The following is an 18,219-nucleotide window of genomic DNA, read 5'->3' as shown; positions in this document are numbered from 1 at the left end:
GGCTGTCAGCGGGAGCTCATCATTGCCCTCAACGGGGTTTTTTGAAATAATAACAAAAGAATACGAAGGACAGGAGCTAGACGTATGAATAAAACGCTGCGACGCTTTCTCATCGGTGCCGGGATTTTTGCTGCCGTCGGCCTGCTCGCTGTACTGGTGGTTTTCATCGCCATCAGCGGCAATAATGAGGATGCGGTAAAAGAAGACGCCGAAGCCTATACAGAGGACCGATTTACTGGTGAAACCGAAGTATATGGTGTGATGTATGATTCGATGGGCAATCAGCCGTTCAAAGCCGCCGCCGAGGTCAGGCATGTGGAGGACGGGATTGAATTTCTCGTCTATCGGAATGAAGATAACCAGCTGGTCGATACGTATGTGTCCTCCAAATGGGAGGACGAAGTCAAACAGACGTCCATGACGTATCTGGACGAACAGCTGGGAGGAGTCGAAAACCTCGATATCCAGTTTGAAAAATCAACGAGCAGTCAGCACCGCTACACGCCGGAAGATACGCCGAGTGTCGGTGAGGTGGAGGCCGCTCCATCGATTTATCTCGATCTGAACCGGGAACCGGAGGATGGAGATGAAGAGATTTTCGAAGCCTTTGCCGATTTTCTTCAAGACGAATTTTCATTTTCTGACGGCCGGATTACGGTCCAGTACTTTGAAGGGGACACGAAAATCAAAGGCGGATGGACCCGGGAATTTTCATAAACGGAACATGTTTCCTCTCCTACGGGGAAAAGAAACGCCTGCGGCAGTGGAGACGCTCCATACCGCAGGCGTTTCTTTCTTGTCTGTCCTCCGTTTTTCCATCAGGTTCCTTTACTGGGCATCCTTTTTATAATATTCGCCGTTCTTGTATTGGATCTGCTCCGGATAACGGAGGTCCGTGACTTCATCCTGCGTCTGTTTGCTCGGCGGAGCTGTCAGCAGTGAAACGGTGATGTTGGCGATAATGGCGGCAGCGGCTCCGAAGACGCCTGCCCCTGTGTCGATGATTCCAAGGATCGTAAACCCGCCGTACTTGGCTGCGAAAATATAACCAAGCGTAACCGAGAGGCCTGTGATCATACCGGCAATGACACCTGGACCGTTGGCACGGCGCCACCATACCCCAAGGAGCAGAGCCGGAAAGAAGGAGCCGGAAGCGAGCGCAAAGGCCCAGGCGACAATCTGAGTAATCGCCCCCGGCGGATTCAAGGCGATCAGACCAGCCACCACCGTTGCGAGGACAATGGACCAGCGTCCGACAGACAGCCGTTTCTTCTCACTGGCGTTCGGGTTGATGGACCGGTAGTAAATATCATGTGAGAGGGCAGCCGATATGGCAATCATCAGACCGCCGGCCGTCGATAAGGCCGCTGCCATCGCACCGGCCGCCATCAAACCGATGACGAAAATCCCGAGGTTGGCGATTTCCGGTGTGGCCATGACGACGATATCATTACTGATGGCAAGCTCGGTCCATTGGAGCACGCCGTCACTATTGCCATCCGCAAGGGACAGCTTGCCTGTATCGACCCACGGCTGCGTCCACGCCGGCAGGTTCCCGAGCGAGGAACCGGCAACTTCCGTCATTAAAATGAACCGGGAGAAAGCAGCATAGGCGGGAGCAGATAAATACAGCAGGCCGATGAACAATAGAGCCCACGCTCCGCTCCAACGGGCGGCTTTCATCGTTTTTACGGTATAAAAGCGGACAATCACATGCGGCAGACCGGCGGTTCCGGCCATGAGCGTAAACATGAGTGCCATGAACTGCCATTTGGAGGCTTCTGTGAACGGAACGATGTATTCCGATATCCCGAGCTCCTGATCGATAGAGCGCATTTCCGATATGACTTCCCCGTAGGAGAGCCAAGGAACAGGGTTCTGTGTGAGCTGCATCGACATGAAGATCACAGGTATTAAATAAGCAACAATTAAGACGAGGTACTGCGCCACCTGTGTCCACGTAATCCCCTTCATGCCTCCCATCGCCGAATAAAAAGCGATCAGGACGACACCGATGAGGGTCCCGATCATCGTATCCACTTCAAGCAGCCGGCCGATGACGACTCCTGAACCTGACAACTGTCCGACAGAGTATGTAAAGCTGATGATGATCGTCGCAACAGCGGCAATCAGACGGGCGGTGTTGCTGCGATAGCGGTCACCGATAAATTCGGGGACTGTGTAACGCCCGTATTTCCGGAGCTGCGGGGCAAGCAGGAATGTAAGCAGCAGATAACCCCCCGTCCATCCCATAATGTACGCAAGCCCATCATAGCCTAAAATCATGACGGTTCCGGCTAGACCGATAAAGGAAGCGGCACTCATCCAGTCAGCACCGATCGCCATGCCGTTGAACACCGGCGGCACCCCTCGGCCGGCGACGTAGAAGTCCGACGTCTCTTTCGCCTTATTGTAGATGGCGATGCCGATGTAGAGGGCAAACGTCACAACAATTAATCCTAATGAAACGAGAAACTGAGCATCCATACTTTTCCCCCTGTCTTATTGATTGGCAGCCTGGTCCGATTCCTTGGAGCTGTCCTTTGGAACGAGGCCGAATTTTTTATCCACATAATCGCTGATGACGGCATTGAAAAAAAGAAGGACGATAAACGTTAAAATGGCTCCCTGGGACCCCATGTAGTAGGGCAGCGGAATCCCCATCACTGTAAAGGACGAAAGACTTTCTGCAAACAAAACGATGCCAAAGGACACCAGCAGACCGATACCGAGGTAAATCATAATCAGCGTCGTTCTCAGCCGGAAATACGCCCTCGCCTGCTCTGGATCCATCTTCTTCATGTATTCTCCTCCCTATCCTTTTAAGTTGAAAATAAAAACGACCGTCTCCCAGAACGGCAGCGGCACCATGATCACCTTGATCAGCGCGGCGGCAAATAAAGCGGCCAGTGGCAGGGCAAACAGCACCGGTTTTTTCTTTCTTACCGCAGCCACAACAGAAACGATGGTTATGAATGCAAAAAGCAGCGGAATGAGCACCTGGATGTCACCTCCTTCTTGTGTAAGCGTTACCATAACGCTGTAAAAATTTTTAATAATTAGAAAAAACTGAATATTATACCCTGTATTATTCTAAAAATATCAAATAATGTCAACCAGTCAAAAAGAACCATAACGAAAAAAGCACCCGCAATGGGTGCTTTACCTCCCGAACAGCGACCCCCATGTCTTCGGACCTACAATTCCATCGACCTCAAGACCGCGGGAGTCCTGGTAAGCGCGGACAGCAGCCTCTGTCCGGCTTCCGAAAATCCCATCCGCTTCTGCGCCTGTCTTTTTCTGAACAGCCTTCACTTCCTCCCCGCGTGACCCTTTTCTAAGCGGTGTACCCGGGTACGTCCGGATATCCAGCCGCTGCAGCGTTTCCGGACCGGCACTCCCATCGACCTGGAGACCTTCTTTTTTCTGAAAGGTGGAGACGGCCTCCTCTGTCAGCGGGCCGAAGCGTCCGTCGATCTCCCCCGTGTAATAGCCGAGGTTCCGGAGCTTCTCCTGGACGTCATTGACGAGGCTCCCCTGACTGCCGCGCCGGACGTAATGGACGATCGGCAGCTCAAGATGGGCATAATCCTTGAAGCTTGACCAGTCGCCTCCCCAGGAAAAACCCAGTTCCTTCGCCCGTTCCGCCACCCAGCGCCAGTTATGATCAACCGTCCAAAGGGCTGTCCGTCCATCCGGGGTGACTAAAAAAAAATCGACGGCGCGGCCGCTGTGATGGTTGCTCTCTCCCGGTTCGGCATACGTCACGATCGTCCCGCTTCTGCCATACGTTTTCCCTTTATACGTGTAGCCGGGACGTCCTTTTCCATATAAAGCCGCCTGCTCCTCATACGTCCGGTAGCCGGAGGAGATCTGGACGAACAGTCTCCGCTCGTACGCTTCCGTTAACAGCTTCTCCACTTTCTTCTGCACTTCCGGATGGACGTTCCCCATATTGTTCCTGCTCCGCGATTTTAACGTTTCCAATGTAATCATAAAAAAATCCCTCCCTGCTTTTATAATCGAAGCAGAAAGGGATTCGGTGTCTATCGGCGTATTAAGCGGTCAGACTGTCCGGCTGACTTGTGAAGTTCTTCTTCAGCTGGTGATCCAGGATGAAGTTCCCGAACGGAATAAACGCAACCACAAACGCCCCTGCGGCCCATTTGAGCGGCCAGCGGACGGTGAAGGTCACATACGCGACGGCAGCCATATAGATGACAAACAACCCGCCGTGGATGGCGCCGTTGACAGAAACGGCCTCCGGATAATCAAACATATACTTCAGCGGCATTGAAATGAATAACAGAACCAGGAAGGACATTCCCTCAAGGAATCCCATCACTCGCAATTTACCAATGGGTGTTTTAAGCATGCGCTGTCTCCTTTATCGCAAAAAATCAGCGGCGCCGCCCTGGGATGGCGCTTTCACTAGTTCTATCTTAATGGTTCTGGAAAGGAGATGCAATCACCCGCGGCGGCTTTCACTTTTTGTTCACAGATGGGGCGGACGGGCGATATCGATGATTTTCTGCGTATATCGATTTTTTTGTGGATATATCCATTATTTTCTCGATATATCGATTATTTCTCAGATATATCAACGAAATTCTGAATATATCAACCAAATGCCTGACAAACAGAATAATGGCATTCGTTCTCCAACACTCGTACAATGGGAAGAGAAATTACTAGTAGAGGTGATCCCTGTGAAAATAGAAGTATGGTCCGATTTCGTCTGTCCTTTCTGCTATATCGGAAAGGCCCGTCTCGAGGAAGCATTGAAGCAGTTCCCCAACGAAACGGTAGAAGTCGAATATAAGAGCTTTGAGCTTGATCCGAATGCCGGGCGCAACACAGAACCAGTCATGCATGAGCACCTGGCTCATAAATACGGCCGCTCTCTGGAAGAGGCGCGCGGCATGACAGCCAATATGACCGAGCAGGCGAAAAGCGTCGGTCTTGATTTCCATTTTGATACGATGATTCCAACGAACACGTTCGCCGCCCACCGTGTGGCTCAGCTGGCGAATGAAAAAGGGCTCGGCAAGGAAACAGCGGAGCGCTTCTTCAAAGCCGTGCTGACGGACTCTGAGGATATCGGTGATTATGGGACGATTACACGCCTCGCTGTTGATGCTGGTCTCGAGCGCAGCGAAGTGGAAGACGTCCTGAACAGTGACGCTTACACAGAAGCGGTACGCATGGAAGAACGAGAAGCGCATGAAATCGGTGTGCAGGGCGTTCCTTTCTTCGTTATCAACCGTAAGTATGCTGTGTCCGGCGCGCAGCCGACGGAAGTATTCGTCAACGGCCTTCAGAAAGCCTTTGATGAAGAAAACAAACCAGCATTTGAAGACCTTTCCACAGACAATGGTGCGGCCTGCACCGAAGACGGCTGTGAAGTCCCTTCCGGAAAAGAATAACGAAAAAGCTGCAGGACATGATCCTGCAGCTTTTTTTATTTCAGGTGTGAAACCAGCAGGAGACCGATTTATCCGCTTTTTGACCGATAAAACGCTCGATTGACCGATATATCAGCATTTCGACCGATATCCGCGCGGAAAGACTGATAGGTGTTCCACTTGGACCGATAAACAGCCGGTCACCATCTCCAGTGAGCTGCAGCCTTTTTCCTTAAATGATCCCCTGGAAGCGTAAAATCACTTCGGCGATCAATGCCGAACCGATATACGTCCCGAGCATGACACACATCGCAACAACGATGCTGCGCCAGCCAAGCTTGACGAAATCCCCCCATGAGCGGCCGATGGCAATACCGGCGTAGGCAAGAATCGGTGTCGTCAACGCAAGCAGGTTCACTTCACTCGTCGTCTCCACGATAAACGAGGAACCCGGAATCCACGGCATCGACACGAGCACACCGACGAGCGCAACATAAGCGACACTCGGGATGCTTCCCGGGAGCACTTTTCCCAGTATCAAACCGACGAGACAGATGCCGATAAGCACAAGCATGCCCGGCACCGCCTCCCAGACGATGACCTCATAACCGATCCAGTTCCCCAAAAGGGCGGTCACTCCGAAAATCGCAAGCATGAGCAGCCATTCCTGTATATTTTTCAGCATCGCTTACGCCCCCTTTTCTACGCGAGAGCTGGTGCTCTTTCTGCGCGTCATGATTTCATAAAGCTTCTCTGTAAGCGGCAGACCGATGAAAATACTCATATACAGACCTGTCGATAAGGAGAGCAGGTTGCTTGCCCCGGCGAAAGCGAGGATATCGTTCTCCATCTGTGGGAAAGCGGCGACGAGCGAGCCGCTGGCAGCAGCCATCATGCTTCCACTTCCGATACCCGAAGCCATGGCAAAGGACAGCGGATTGAGCGGTGTCAGTGTGGCCAGAAAACCGGATATCAAACCCATGAAAACCGCACCGAATACCGTACCGAATATGTAGATGGCCATGACGCCGCGTCCTTCCGGTGAGTTGAACCCGTATTTGTCCATAATGAGACCGACATTCGGCTCACGGGCGACCGAGTGGGTCATGCCGATACTCTCCCGCTTCAGCCCGAGCATGATCGCGACAGGCAGGGCGATGAAGATCGTCCCAAGGTTCCCGAATTCCTGCAGCAATAGAGCTGGACCTGCTTCAATAATCTGTGGAAGCGATGGACCGATGATCACGCCGATTTTGGCAATCAGCAGCGTGACACCAAGAACGATGAGCGGCTCCGCGTTTTTCGACTGTTTGTCCTTAATGAGCGGTGTAAAAAATAATCCAAGACCAATGATGATGGCATAAAGCATCGGCAGCAGCAGTACTACGCCGGGACCGACCGTAAAGGAATGCGTACCGATCGCCTCTGTCAGGAGGACGATGGCGAGCACAATCATATGTAAACGCCAGTCTTTCCATAAATTCGTAAGCTCTTGTTTCATACCTCTCCCCCTTAATGAAAATAAATATACCAATCATTATAATGTTCTGAATATTAAAATCAAAGTTATTTTTTGGGAGAAAAGGTTTAGGAACCGCTTTATTCGAAAAAAACCCCCGTGGTGACAGGGGGTTTCCTATCGATTTTTCTTTTTCTTCAAGTAATACTCATAGGTTTGGATGCGTTTGTTCAATTGATAGATCAAGAGGAGCGACACGGCAAGAATGCCGGCGCCATATCCATAGAAAGCCACTTCGAGAAGGATCGAATACCCACTGAACAAAAGGTTGCCGGCCCCGTAAAGAAGAGCAATCAGCAGGCAGGACCAGCCGGCTTTTTTCAAAAAGGAAGACTTCCTGCCGGCAAGGATGTGCATGTGGATGATGAAGGCGGCCGAACAGGACAGCACAGCGATCAAAACGCTGAACACATAATCCTCCGGGCCGGAGAGCAGTGGACGGCCGGACCACAGGAGAACGACTCCCCGGATCAACACGCCGATGAGGACCGACAGCAGAAGAGCTTCCGTATAATATTTTTTCATCGCTGATCACCTCATTCCTAGAAACGTTTTGAAAGATTTCACATAGTTTTTGGACACTTCCACTTCCTTTTTCGATCCTTCAAACGTCAAGAGCAGACGACGGTTGAACCACGGAATAATTTTTTCCACTGTGTCGATATGAACGATAAAAGAGCGGCTTACTTTGATGAATTGTTCTCCCGGCAGCCGTTCCTCAAGTCGAAACAGCTTTTCCTTCATCCGATAGACGTCATTTTTCGTATGACAGAAAACAACGGCATCCTGAGCTTCGAAATATAAAATGTCGGCATGCGGCAGGACACGGAATTCCTCCTGTTTCATACCGACGATTTTTGTGGAGGATGTTTTGGAGGAGAGTGACTGCAAAAGCAGCGTCAATTCCTCCAGGTGATCCGGATGGAAAACGATGCACGGCAGAAATCCGTCCTGCAGGCCTTCCTGGACGACATAGACATCGGCCTGTCGGTAGATTTCGATACCGAGAGCTTCGAATTTTTCCAAAATCCGCTCTCTGTGGTCATTCCCGCAGATCAATCCGAGTTTCACAGCAGCCCCTCACTTTCTTTGTTTTCTAATAAACACGGCGTACAGAAGTAGAATCACAGCTATTATAATACATACGGGGAAATAATGCCCCGCCGCCGTGTAAAAGGTCCGCTTCTCCTCTACAGGGACATGGCCGTGCATCGTCCAGTTGTCTGTCGTAAAATGATCCATTTCCGCAATCGTACGTCCATAAGCATCCGTGATCATCGACATCCCGTTCACCGTCTGGGTGATGACAGCTACTCCGTTTTCCAGCCCGCGGAACGTGCCCACAATGGTATGGTACGGCGATATCTCCTTCCAGTCAGCGGATGGAACAAAGAGAAGATCGATGTCCTTTTCCCCGACTTGATCCATGACGGCTGGGAAATCCTTATCCCAGCAGATGACTCCGGCAATCCGACCGTAAGGAGTGTCCACATAAGGGATATCCCCGTCTCCCTCGACCGTCTGTTCGACAAAGCTCCCGCCGTACTTATAATGCTCCGCGGCAATCTCTCCGTTCTGGTCAATGATGTACAGAACATTTTCGTTCGGTTCCTCTGACGGAGTATAGATGTACGGGACGGTGATGATGTAGACGCCGGCCTTTACGGCGACCTCCCGCAGTCTGTCCAGATACTCCGTCTTCTGTGATTCATCAATAATGACCGAGCCTTCGGCGTGATGGATGATTTCTGCCCCGTGCTCCGCTTCTTTTTCAGTAGCTTTGATCAATTCATCCATCCGCTGCCCGGCTTTTTCCAAAAATAAGGAAGGATCGCTTTCCTGAAGCTGAAAAATTTCCGTCGTCTCCTCGTTGGTCCGGTCAAAGATGTGCAGACCGGCAACGTGGACGGTTTCTTTTTCTCCTCCTGAGATCGTCCGCAGTCCGCCAAGGGTCAGGGCAACTGCGAGCACGCCGGCCATCACAAGAGTCGTCCGGCGTTTCTTCAACGTCACCTCTCCCCGCATCAGCCAGAAGACAACAGCGGCCGTCCAAGTAATGAGAAACGTGAGGCCTGTAATGCCGAGGATGGATGCCATCTGCATGACCGGGAGAAGCTGATGCTGCGAATAACCGAGATGACCGAAGCTGCCATATGGATTGAGGTACATATGAAGCGTATCCAGCAACGTATAAGCCGATGGAAAAAGCAGCGTAACGATAAAGGAATCACTCCTTTGGTACGCATGCTTCTGTAGAAGATAGGGGATGGCATACAAAGCTCCAGCCAAACCAGGAAGGTATTCAAAAAAAGGAACGTCAAGACTCGGCAGCATATGTTGAAAGCTGATTTGATTAGCCGCCCCCGTGGCCAAAGGAAGAAGAAGCCATGCTTTTCTGAAGGACATTTCCTTCACAGCCGTCATAAAAAGAACCGGAAAAATCCACGCCGCCACACTGTTTAAATATTTTCCGTTGCTCCAAGCCATAAAAGTCACCCCAGCCGCCATCAAAAGGATCATCCGCATCCATTTCATTTCTCCCACTCCCTTTCTTTTACTGTCTCTATCGTAAGCCGGCAGAGAATAAACCGCCCCCGTTTTTCCGCGGAAAGGACATAATGGAGGATGAAAAGGACATCTTTCCTGATCACTGTCGTTGCACTTCTATAAAAATTTAAAAACAGCAGGGGGGCGTTGGAGAAGAAGACCTTCAAAGGATGCATAGGAGGCCGGCATAAGAGGAGCGCTTACTGCAGAAGGCTGTCTGGTTAATGGGGGATGGGGGAACCATAAGAAAGGCCCTTCCTAATAAGGAAGGGCCTTTTGGCTTTAGAAAAAGCCTGTGTTAACCAGTTAGAGTTGTCCATTTGTCGTGGGAGGGGTCACATTCCGCTTATTGGTGGATGAATGCCGACGTTAGAATATTGAGGAGAGAGACTGCGCCCTATGCAGGTTCGCAGATTCCAAAGAACGACATGAGCTGCGCTATGGCCGCTTGCGTGGAAAAGAAGGGAAAGAACAAGCGCTGATGACGACTGCCTGCAGGAATATGAAAAAGACTCTCTTCCATCCAGCAAAGGTGAGCGGGGTGAAGGAGAGTCTTGTTCGTTTTTAATGAACTCCCAAGGAGCGGTGCCCCTTCCACTCCTGCGGAAGAACGAGTGGTCCGAGATCGCCGAGCGTGGGTTTTGCGAGGAAGCTCGGGCGCTCGTCCGCGGAAAGGGAAGGGGCTTTCGCTCCTGGCGGTAAGAAAGAAAAAAGCTTGTAAAGAAACAGGGGTTTCTCTACAAGCAGAAGACCCTTCCTAATAAAGAAGGGCCTTACACACGTGTTATTCCTGAATCAATCGGCTTTCAAATGGTGCCAGCGACTCTCCTTGGAACCGCTGCTCTTCACTGGTGTGGTTCATCACGAACAAGTAGGAGTCCTTCCCACTTCTGCGGCGGTACACTTCAACTCCGCGGTCCGAAGAAATCGTTTCAATCTGATGATGTTCCGTAATCTCCTCACCAATCCGATCGAGAGCTTCTTCATTGAGCCCGCCGCCGATGTAGTACACATGCCCCTCTCCGAAGCTGTTTTTCGTGACAGCTGCGTAGCTGTCATAGAACGCATCCGTGTACTGGTACAGAGCTTCCGCTGTTTCCGGTACGAGCAGATCACGCCAGATGCTGACGGTGCCGGGAACTTCTGAGAAGCGTCCTTCACCCTCCAGCTCGAGACGGTGATCCTTGGTGAGCGATTCGATTTCCTCCACCCGGGCGCCGACGAGATCGCGGACGAGTCCCGGCTGAACTTCACCGAGACGCAGGTTGTTGTCTTTGCCTTTCAACCCTGTACGGTAGGAAAAGAGAACAGTCCCTCCGTTCTGTACAAACGCTCTCAGCCGCTCGGCAAGCGCCTCGTCCATCACATGCATCACCGGTACGACCACAACCTTATAGCCGGATAAATCACGGTCTGCCGGTATGACATCAATGGCTGCATTCTGGTTGTAAAATGGGCGGTAGAGGCGGACAAGTTCATCGGTAAAATCAAAGTCGCGGCTCTGAATCTGGGAACGCCACGCCCAAATGTTGTCATAATCATAGAGAACGGCTATATCTGCCTGGATGGGTGCATCAAGCAGCTCGCCGTAATCTTTCATTTCGCTGAACAGGGACTGGACCTCTTTGTATTTGCGGCCATACACATTATCATGATCGACGACACCATAGCAGAACTGCTCTGCCCCTTTCGTCATCCCGCGCCAGCGGAAGTAGAGCAGATTGGAGCAGCCGTGGGCGAAAGCCTGGTACGACCACATTTTCGCCTGATTCGGACGCGGCAGGTATCCGATGACATCATGGCCCTGCGCTCCCATCAGCTCTTCCACGATCCAATAGTTCTGATCCAGCAGCCCCCGGTTGAAATCATGCATCATCGCAATCGCTTCCGGTGCGATCGGCTCTTCCAGTCCACCCCAGACCGGATAGTTGTCATAGGAGACAAAGTCCATCGGGCGGAGGTTTTCTGCGTGATCGAACCATTTCGAGAAAAACCCGCCGGAAACGTTCGTCGTGACCTGCTGGTGCGCGCCTTTTGTTTCCTTTACAATCTCCGTCATTTCATGAGCAAACCCGTTCAGGGAGTCAGAACGGAAGCGCGCCCACTCGAGCTTTAAGCTCGGGTTATGCGTCGTAATCGTCGGTTTCGGTGCAGGAATTTCTGAGAAGGCGTTGTACGTCTGGCCCCAGAAAATCGTTCCCCACTCCTCGTTCAGCTGGTCGATGCTGTCATACTTCTCGGCCAGATAGGTCTGGAATTTCTTTTCACACGACCCACACCAGCACATATCGCTGCCTTCATGCCCGAATTCGTTATCAATCTGCCAGGCGATGATGGCCGGCTCATTCTTATAATGCTCGACGACCTTTCTTGTAATCTCTGCCGCATACGAACGATAGACGTCGGAATTGAAGCAGTACTGCCGGCGTCCTCCGAAAACGCGCGGATGGCCGTATTCATCGGCCGATAGAATCTCAGGGTATTGGTTCGCCAGCCACGCCGGGAACGTCGCGGTCGGCGTGCCGAACATGATATGGAAATCCTTCTGCTTCAGCTTTTCAATGACTTGATCGAAGTAGGAAAAATCAAATCTTCCTTCCTCGGGTTCCATCAGATGCCAGGCGAATTCACCGATTCGTACGATGTTGGCCCCCAGCTGTTTGATGCCTTCCAAATCTTCGTCGATCTTTTCCTCCGGCCAGTGCTCCGGGTAATAATCTACACCTAAGTACGTCATAGCTGTCCTCCTGATTCCAATCTATATCGTTTGTAGAAAACGGCGGAATGCGTCCTGTCCTTCTGCCGTGCGCTTGAATACGCCTGCGTGCTCCAGCACGACTGAAAAACGGCGGCCGATTTCATCCTGCAGCTGCGGCCATACATCATCCTTTTCCCAGCGGATGCTTTCCGCCCACGGGACATGCTTGGCTGTTTTTTCATCCTTAAGGGCTTTTCCTTGAAGCTCTCCGCCTTGGATGTATCCCGCCAACGCCTCCATCTCATCAATAAGGCGTCCCGGCAGGACAGCCAGTCCCATCACTTCGATGAGGCCGATGTTTTCTTTCTTAATGTGATGCACTTCCTCATGTGGATGGAAAATTCCCATCGGATGCTCGTCACTCGTACGGTTGTTGCGGAAAACGAGATCCATTTCAAACGCCCCGTCTCGATAGCGGGCAATGGGAGTAATTGTGTTATGCGGCTCTCCGTTTGTTTCGGCATAAATATCCGCCGACGCATCACTATACGCGCGCCACTTCGTCAAAATGCGGTCGGAAAGCTCAGCCAGTCGTGTGCGGTCGGTGCTCTTGAGACGCAGCACTGACATCGGCCACCGGACGATTCCAGCTTCCACATCCTGATATCCCGGAATATGGATGCTTTCTTCCACAGGCGCTTTCGCCATCGGGAATTCATGATGTCCGCCCTGGAAGTGGTCATGGCTCAAAATCGAGCCGCCGACAATCGGCAGATCCGCATTGGAGCCGACGAAATAGTGGGGCAGCTGATCGACGAAATCAAGCAGCCGGTCGAACCCTTCTTTGGAGATGCTCATTGGACGGTGTTCCCTTGATAAAACGATGGCATGTTCGTTGTAGTACACATATGGGGAATACTGCAGGAACCAATGCTCGCCTTCCAAATCGACAGGAATCACCCGGTGGTTGTCCCGTGCTGGATGGTCGAGACGTCCGGCATAGCCGACATTCTCCTTACAGAGCAGACAGTCCGGATAGCTGTCGGCTTTTTTATTTTTCGCCGCGGCAATCGCCTTCGGGTCTTTTTCCGGCTTGGACAGGTTGATCGTAATTTCAAGGTCGCCGTATTCCGTTTCGCTGTACCAGTGTTTGTTTTTGGCGATCCTGTCCGTGCGGATGTAATGCGCATCCTTGGAAAGCTGATAGAATTTTTCCGTCGCCGCTTCCGGCCCCTGCTTTTCAAAGGCATAATAAAAATCACGGATGACTTCCGACGGGCGTGGAACGAGACAGTCCATAATCTTCGGGTCGAACAAGTCCCGTTCTGTCGTTGTGTTGTCTTCGATCAGTCCCTGCTCCACTGCATAATCAAGCATCGGTTCCAAAAGGTCTACAGGTGTATCCGGCACCGGATCTTCCGGCGTTTCTTCCGGATTTTTCCCTTCCAGTTGAAACAAATGGAACAGGCGGTTGCGGGTGTAATCGACATCCCACACGGAGATCATCTTTTTGGCTAATCCGTATTGAAGCAGTCGTTCAATGGTGTGATAAATGGACACGTCTGTCACCAGCCCTTCAATTTATTGGTTGTAACCGGCAGGGTGGTTTTGGAACCAGTCCCATGCGGTTTGAATCATCGTTTCCAGTTCAGCATACTGCGGCGTCCAGCCAAGCTCCTCCATCGCTTTTCCGGAGGATGCGACGAGTTGAGCCGGATCACCGGCGCGGCGCGGAGCCACTTCGGCAGGAATCTCCCGTCCGGTCACACGGCGGGCGGTATCGATGACTTCTTTGACACTGAAGCCCTGTCCGTTCCCAAGGTTATAAATGCCGCTTTCTTCTGTGCGTTTCAGCTTGTCAATCGCCAGCAGATGGGCGTCCACAAGGTCTGTCACATGGATGTAGTCACGGATGCAGGTGCCATCTGCGGTCGGATAGTCATCGCCGAAGATCATGATCTTTTCACGCTTCTCCTGAGCTACCTGCAGCACGATCGGGATGAGATGCGTCTCTGGACGGTGATCTTCCCCGATGCGTCCGTCCGGATCAGCACCGGCTACGTTAAAGTAGCGGAGCACCACGTGCTTGATGCCGTGCGCCTGTTCGGCCCATTTGAGCATCTTTTCAATGGCAAGCTTCGTTTCTCCGTAAGGGTTGGTCGGGAAGGTGCGGTCGTCTTCCTGGATCGGCACCTGATCCGGTTCCCCGTAAACCGCCGCCGTGGAGGAAAAGACAATCCGGTTCACGTTATGAGCAGCCATCGCCTTCAACAGGCAGACCGCTCCGTATACGTTGTTGTCGTAATATTTCAGTGGCTCCTCGACACTTTCCCCTACAAGGGAATCCGCCGCAAAATGAATGACAGAATCAATCTCATTTTCCTCGAACACACGGTTCATGAAAGCTTCATCTCTCAGGTCCCCGTTATATAAAACCGCTCCCTCAAGAATGGCCTGTTTATGACCTTTCTGCAGGTTGTCTACAATGATTACTTTTTCGCCTCTGTCCAGCAGCTGGGCTGCGGCGTGGCTGCCGATGTATCCGGCACCTCCACATACTAGTACACTCATTCCTCTTCCTCCTCCAACCGTTTCGCCCCGTCGCCGATTTCCACCACGTAGAAGTCCGCTTCAAGACCGGTTTTCTTATAATACTGTTCTCCTACGTTTTCCTTAAAAGTATCAATGTCCGCTTTAGGAACGATGCTGATGGTGCAGCCTCCGAACCCGGCGCCTGTCATTCGCGACCCAACGGCTCCTTCTTCCCAGGCGGCTTCCACTAAAGCATCCAGTTCTTTTCCTGTTACTTCATAATCCTCCCGCAGTGAACGGTGCGAATCATTCATCAGCCGGCCGAAACCTCTGATATCCCCGGCATTCAGCTTTTCCACCGCTTCAATCGTACGTGCATTTTCATATATGACGTGTTTGGCGCGTTTTCGCGTAACAGGATCATCAATCACGTGTTTACAGGCCTCAAAATCTTCTACAGAAATGTCCCCGAGGAAGTCGGCTTCCAGTTCGGTTTTCAACTGCTCCAAAGCTTCTTCACATTCCCGGCGTCGTTCGTTGTATTTTGAATCCGCCAGTCCTCGGCGCTTGTTCGTATTGGCGATGACAAGCGTTTCGTCTTCCAGGTGGATCGGTGTTTTCTGATACTCCAGCGTCTGGCAGTTCAACAGGAGCGCATGATCCTTCTCGCCTTTACCAATGGCAAACTGATCCATGATGCCGCAGTTGACTCCGACAAACTCATTCTCCGCCGCTTGAGCAAGCTTCACAAGCTCCACCCGGTCGATGTCAAGTCCGGCAAAGGCATCCAGTACGACACCTGTGACTAGTTCAATGGAGGCTGATGAAGAAAGACCGGCACCGTTCGGGATGTTTCCGTAATAGACGATATCCGCCCCTTCAGAAAGCGGATAACCCGCTTCCCGGATTTTCGCTGCGACACCTTTGGGGTAATTGGCCCACTCCTGCTCTTTTTCATAAACGAGCGCAGTCATGTCCGCTTCTATCATACCAAGTTCAGGAAAGTTCATCGAATACAGTCGTAACTTCGCATCGCTGCGCTTTCTGGCCACCGCATACGTGCCGACACTCAGCGCGCACGGAAAAACGTGTCCTCCGTTATAATCGGTGTGCTCGCCGATCAAGTTTACCCTCCCCGGCGCAAAAAACGAGTGAATGTCTCCCCCGTTTCCAAACTGTTCATGAAATGCCTTGATCATCTGCTTCATTTTTCCACCTCATCCATTGTTGTAGAATTCGTAACGGCTGTCAGGACGAACAACTGGGAAGTAAAGTCGCCGGACTCCTCCAGTCCGCCTGTCTGTGATCCGTCGTAGCCGCTTTCCAGCTGCAGGCCGGCATGCATCAGTTCATCTCCATAATACGTGCGCTCCAAGCCTGCAATCCTATACTCCGTCTCCGGATTCAGCCCGGTCAGCTGGATCCGGCGGAAGCCTGGATTAGGGCGGGCCAGCACTTGATAACTGGCAGCGACCGCCCGCTGTCCGTCCTCGGATACGACCATCCATGCCGTTTCATTCCCGCCCTTTTCAAACGGACTCGTCAGCCGGTAAAAGGTACCGAACTGGAACAAAGCCCGATGCTTTTTATAAAAAGTGATTTGTTCACTCATCCGTTCTTTTTCTTCTTCGTTCATTTTCGTTACATCCAGCTCATAACCGAACGCTCCGAAGAAGGCGACATCGCCGCGCGTTTTCAAACTCGTCACCCGTTTCACCTGATGGTTGGGAACGGCGGAAATATGGGCGCCCATGCTGCTCAATGGATACACCATCGAGGTTCCGTATTGAATCGCCAGACGCTCGACGGCATCAGTATCATCACTCGTCCACCCTTGAGGTGCGTAATACAGCATACCCGGATCGAATCTCGCCCCTCCGCTTGCACACGATTCAAATAGAATGTGTGGAAACGCTGTGGTAAGACGCTCATACAAATCATAAACCCCGAGGATATACCGGTGAGGCACTTCCATCTGCTGATCAGAAGCCAGACGTGCCGATCCGATTTCTGTCATATAGCGGTTCATATCCCATTTCACATATTCGATGTTGGCCTCTGACAAAATGGTTTTCATCCGATCATAGATGTAGTCCACCACTTCCGGGTTGGAGAAATCGAGCACCAGCTGATGCCTGCCTGTAGAAGGGTGTCTTCCTGCCACCTGGATAATCCAGTCGGGACGCGCTTCATAAAGCTCACTTTGCTTGGATACCATCTCCGGTTCAAACCATAGGCCGAACGTCATCCCTGTCTCATTCACTTTTTCAACGAGCGGTTTCAATCCATTCGGCAGTTTCGCTTCATCTACAAACCAATCGCCAAGCGACGTTGTATCGTCATTCCTTCGGCCGAACCAGCCGTCATCGAGGACGAACAGCTCGACACCCAGCCGGCTGGACTGTTCGGCAATCGATTGAAGCTTCTGTTCATCGAAGTCGAAATAGGTGGCTTCCCAGTTGTTGATGAGCACCGGACGCTCCTGATCCCTCCAGCGCCCGCGGGCAAGCCGCTTCTGATACAAATCATGATACAAATGGCTTAAACCGTTGCGTCCATGCGATGAAAAAGCGGAGACGAGTTCCGGTGTCTGGAACGATCCGCCCGGCTCCAGCTTCCAGCTGAAATCGAATGGATTGATCCCCATACTGATCCGTGCCTGCTCATATTGATCGACTTCAATCTGCCCTAAGAAGTTGCCACTGTATACGAGACTGAATCCATAGACTTCTCCAGAATGCTCCGTCGTCCCCGGCCGCTGGACAGCGATGAAAGGGTTGTGCTGGGCACTGCTTGTCCCCCGGGTGCTCTGGATTTTCTGGATGCCCGGATGAAGCGGCTGTGTATGCATGTGACGTTCCCTTGACCATCCGCCGGAAAGCTGGACCCACTCAAAATCGCTGTCCGGGAAGTCCATGGAAGCACTCAGCGCCCTGTCCAGCTGGTACGGTTCCGGTCCTTCATTTGTAAATCTTGCCGAGCGGACGATAACGTCTTTGTCATGATAGACGGTATACACTAAATCAAGCTTCATACCGGTATGGTCGTCCAAGAGAGTGATGGTCAGCGTTTCCGCCTCTGCGTCGTCTTCCACATAGGTCGCTGGAAGCCCATCAAGCGAAGGCTTTCCCGGGGCGACACGGTGGGAGGAGTAAGCGAAGTTCGATATTCTCGAACCGTCCGGCTGCCGGATGTGAAAAGCCGGCTCCCGGTAATCCGATGTCCCATACCCAGGGTAGTCCTGGGGAATCATATCCAGAGAAAACGCTGGATCTTCCTCATAGACATAGGAAGAAGTGACGCGGAACTCCTCCTTGGACAAATGACTGAAATCGTCCCTGTCCCTTACTTTCTTTCCATAATAAAGATGGCCGATCTGACCGTTTTTAAGGACATGTATAATGTAACTGATGTTTTTTCCTTGTAAGTGAAACTGCCGGCTGTCTTCCGTGATGTGAATCGCCAAGATGTTTCCTCCTCCAATCTTTTCCGCAAACGCTTCCAAGTAGTTGTTAGCT

At 51.7% G+C, this 18,219-nt stretch carries 17 protein-coding genes; 2 read left to right on the top strand and 15 right to left on the bottom strand.

The genetic code is table 11. The annotated features are described in order from the left end of the window. Nucleotides 1-84: 84 nt before the first annotated feature. Nucleotides 85-717 (top strand): hypothetical protein, encoded by a 633-nt coding sequence (locus ACXADP_RS04260; RefSeq protein ID WP_474906402.1) that lies wholly within the window; start codon nt 85-87, stop codon nt 715-717. A 111-nt stretch (nt 718-828) separates the two neighbouring features. Here ACXADP_RS04260 and ACXADP_RS04255 read toward each other — a convergent pair whose 3' ends face one another. The 5 genes from ACXADP_RS04255 to ACXADP_RS04235 form a co-directional block, all read right to left on the bottom strand. Beyond that, on the bottom strand, nt 829-2,487 hold the full coding sequence (locus ACXADP_RS04255) for a sodium:solute symporter family protein (RefSeq protein WP_027954821.1): 1,659 nt from the start codon (nt 2,485-2,487) through the stop codon (nt 829-831). Between the two features lie 15 nt (nt 2,488-2,502). Continuing rightward, nucleotides 2,503-2,802 carry a DUF4212 domain-containing protein gene (locus tag ACXADP_RS04250; protein ID WP_474970894.1) on the bottom strand — a complete coding sequence of 100 codons (300 nt, stop codon included), beginning with the start codon at nt 2,800-2,802 and terminating at the stop codon, nt 2,503-2,505. 12 nt (nt 2,803-2,814) lie between these two features. Next, entirely contained in the window at nt 2,815-3,000 is a 186-nt protein-coding gene (locus ACXADP_RS04245; RefSeq protein ID WP_474970893.1) for a hypothetical protein, read from the bottom strand. A 162-nt stretch (nt 3,001-3,162) separates the two neighbouring features. Then, a complete protein-coding gene (locus tag ACXADP_RS04240) occupies nt 3,163-3,996 on the bottom strand; it encodes a peptidoglycan-binding protein (RefSeq protein WP_474970892.1) in 834 nt (277 codons plus the stop codon). A 61-nt stretch (nt 3,997-4,057) separates the two neighbouring features. Further along, nucleotides 4,058-4,375, bottom strand: a complete 318-nt coding sequence (locus tag ACXADP_RS04235) for a DUF3817 domain-containing protein (RefSeq protein ID WP_474969679.1) — start codon at nt 4,373-4,375, stop codon at nt 4,058-4,060. 334 nt (nt 4,376-4,709) lie between these two features. Here ACXADP_RS04235 and ACXADP_RS04230 point away from each other — a divergent pair, with 334 nt between their 5' ends. Beyond that, on the top strand, nt 4,710-5,426 hold the full coding sequence (locus ACXADP_RS04230; RefSeq protein WP_474970891.1) for a DsbA family oxidoreductase: 717 nt from the start codon (nt 4,710-4,712) through the stop codon (nt 5,424-5,426). 211 nt (nt 5,427-5,637) lie between these two features. On the opposite strand, the gene ACXADP_RS04225 is transcribed toward ACXADP_RS04230, so the two are convergent. From ACXADP_RS04225 to ACXADP_RS04180, 10 genes are all read right to left on the bottom strand, one after another. Continuing rightward, entirely contained in the window at nt 5,638-6,090 is a 453-nt protein-coding gene (locus ACXADP_RS04225; protein ID WP_474970890.1) for a hypothetical protein, read from the bottom strand. Nucleotides 6,091-6,093: 3 nt separating this feature from the next. Beyond that, nucleotides 6,094-6,906: a DUF3100 domain-containing protein gene (locus tag ACXADP_RS04220; protein ID WP_474969681.1), complete on the bottom strand. Its 813-nt coding sequence runs from the start codon at nt 6,904-6,906 to the stop codon at nt 6,094-6,096. 135 nt (nt 6,907-7,041) lie between these two features. Next, complete coding sequence (locus ACXADP_RS04215) at nt 7,042-7,449, bottom strand: hypothetical protein (RefSeq protein ID WP_474970889.1); 408 nt, start codon at nt 7,447-7,449, stop codon at nt 7,042-7,044. A gap of 6 nt (nt 7,450-7,455) precedes the next feature. Then, nucleotides 7,456-7,995 carry a LytTR family DNA-binding domain-containing protein gene (locus tag ACXADP_RS04210; RefSeq protein WP_474970888.1) on the bottom strand — a complete coding sequence of 180 codons (540 nt, stop codon included), beginning with the start codon at nt 7,993-7,995 and terminating at the stop codon, nt 7,456-7,458. Nucleotides 7,996-8,004: 9 nt separating this feature from the next. After that, nucleotides 8,005-9,459, bottom strand: a complete 1,455-nt coding sequence (locus tag ACXADP_RS04205) for a nitrilase-related carbon-nitrogen hydrolase (protein WP_474970887.1) — start codon at nt 9,457-9,459, stop codon at nt 8,005-8,007. Between the two features lie 796 nt (nt 9,460-10,255). Next, complete coding sequence (locus ACXADP_RS04200) at nt 10,256-12,208, bottom strand: beta-galactosidase (protein WP_474970886.1); 1,953 nt, start codon at nt 12,206-12,208, stop codon at nt 10,256-10,258. Nucleotides 12,209-12,229: 21 nt separating this feature from the next. After that, nucleotides 12,230-13,729 carry a UDP-glucose--hexose-1-phosphate uridylyltransferase gene (gene galT / locus ACXADP_RS04195; RefSeq protein WP_474970885.1) on the bottom strand — a complete coding sequence of 500 codons (1,500 nt, stop codon included), beginning with the start codon at nt 13,727-13,729 and terminating at the stop codon, nt 12,230-12,232. A 21-nt stretch (nt 13,730-13,750) separates the two neighbouring features. Next, entirely contained in the window at nt 13,751-14,740 is a 990-nt protein-coding gene (gene galE, locus ACXADP_RS04190) for a UDP-glucose 4-epimerase GalE (RefSeq protein WP_474970884.1), read from the bottom strand. Beyond that, on the bottom strand, nt 14,737-15,909 hold the full coding sequence (locus tag ACXADP_RS04185; protein ID WP_474970883.1) for a galactokinase: 1,173 nt from the start codon (nt 15,907-15,909) through the stop codon (nt 14,737-14,739). Before ACXADP_RS04185 ends, galE begins: the two co-directional genes overlap by 4 nt. Continuing rightward, complete coding sequence (locus ACXADP_RS04180; protein ID WP_474970882.1) at nt 15,906-18,167, bottom strand: alpha-galactosidase; 2,262 nt, start codon at nt 18,165-18,167, stop codon at nt 15,906-15,908. The genes ACXADP_RS04185 and ACXADP_RS04180 overlap by 4 nt, the downstream gene beginning before the upstream one ends. Between the last annotated feature and the right edge of the window lie 52 nt (nt 18,168-18,219).

The organism is Halobacillus sp. AWH4_228 (genome assembly GCF_056158365.1).
This window is presented reverse-complemented; position numbering and strand designations above follow the sequence as displayed.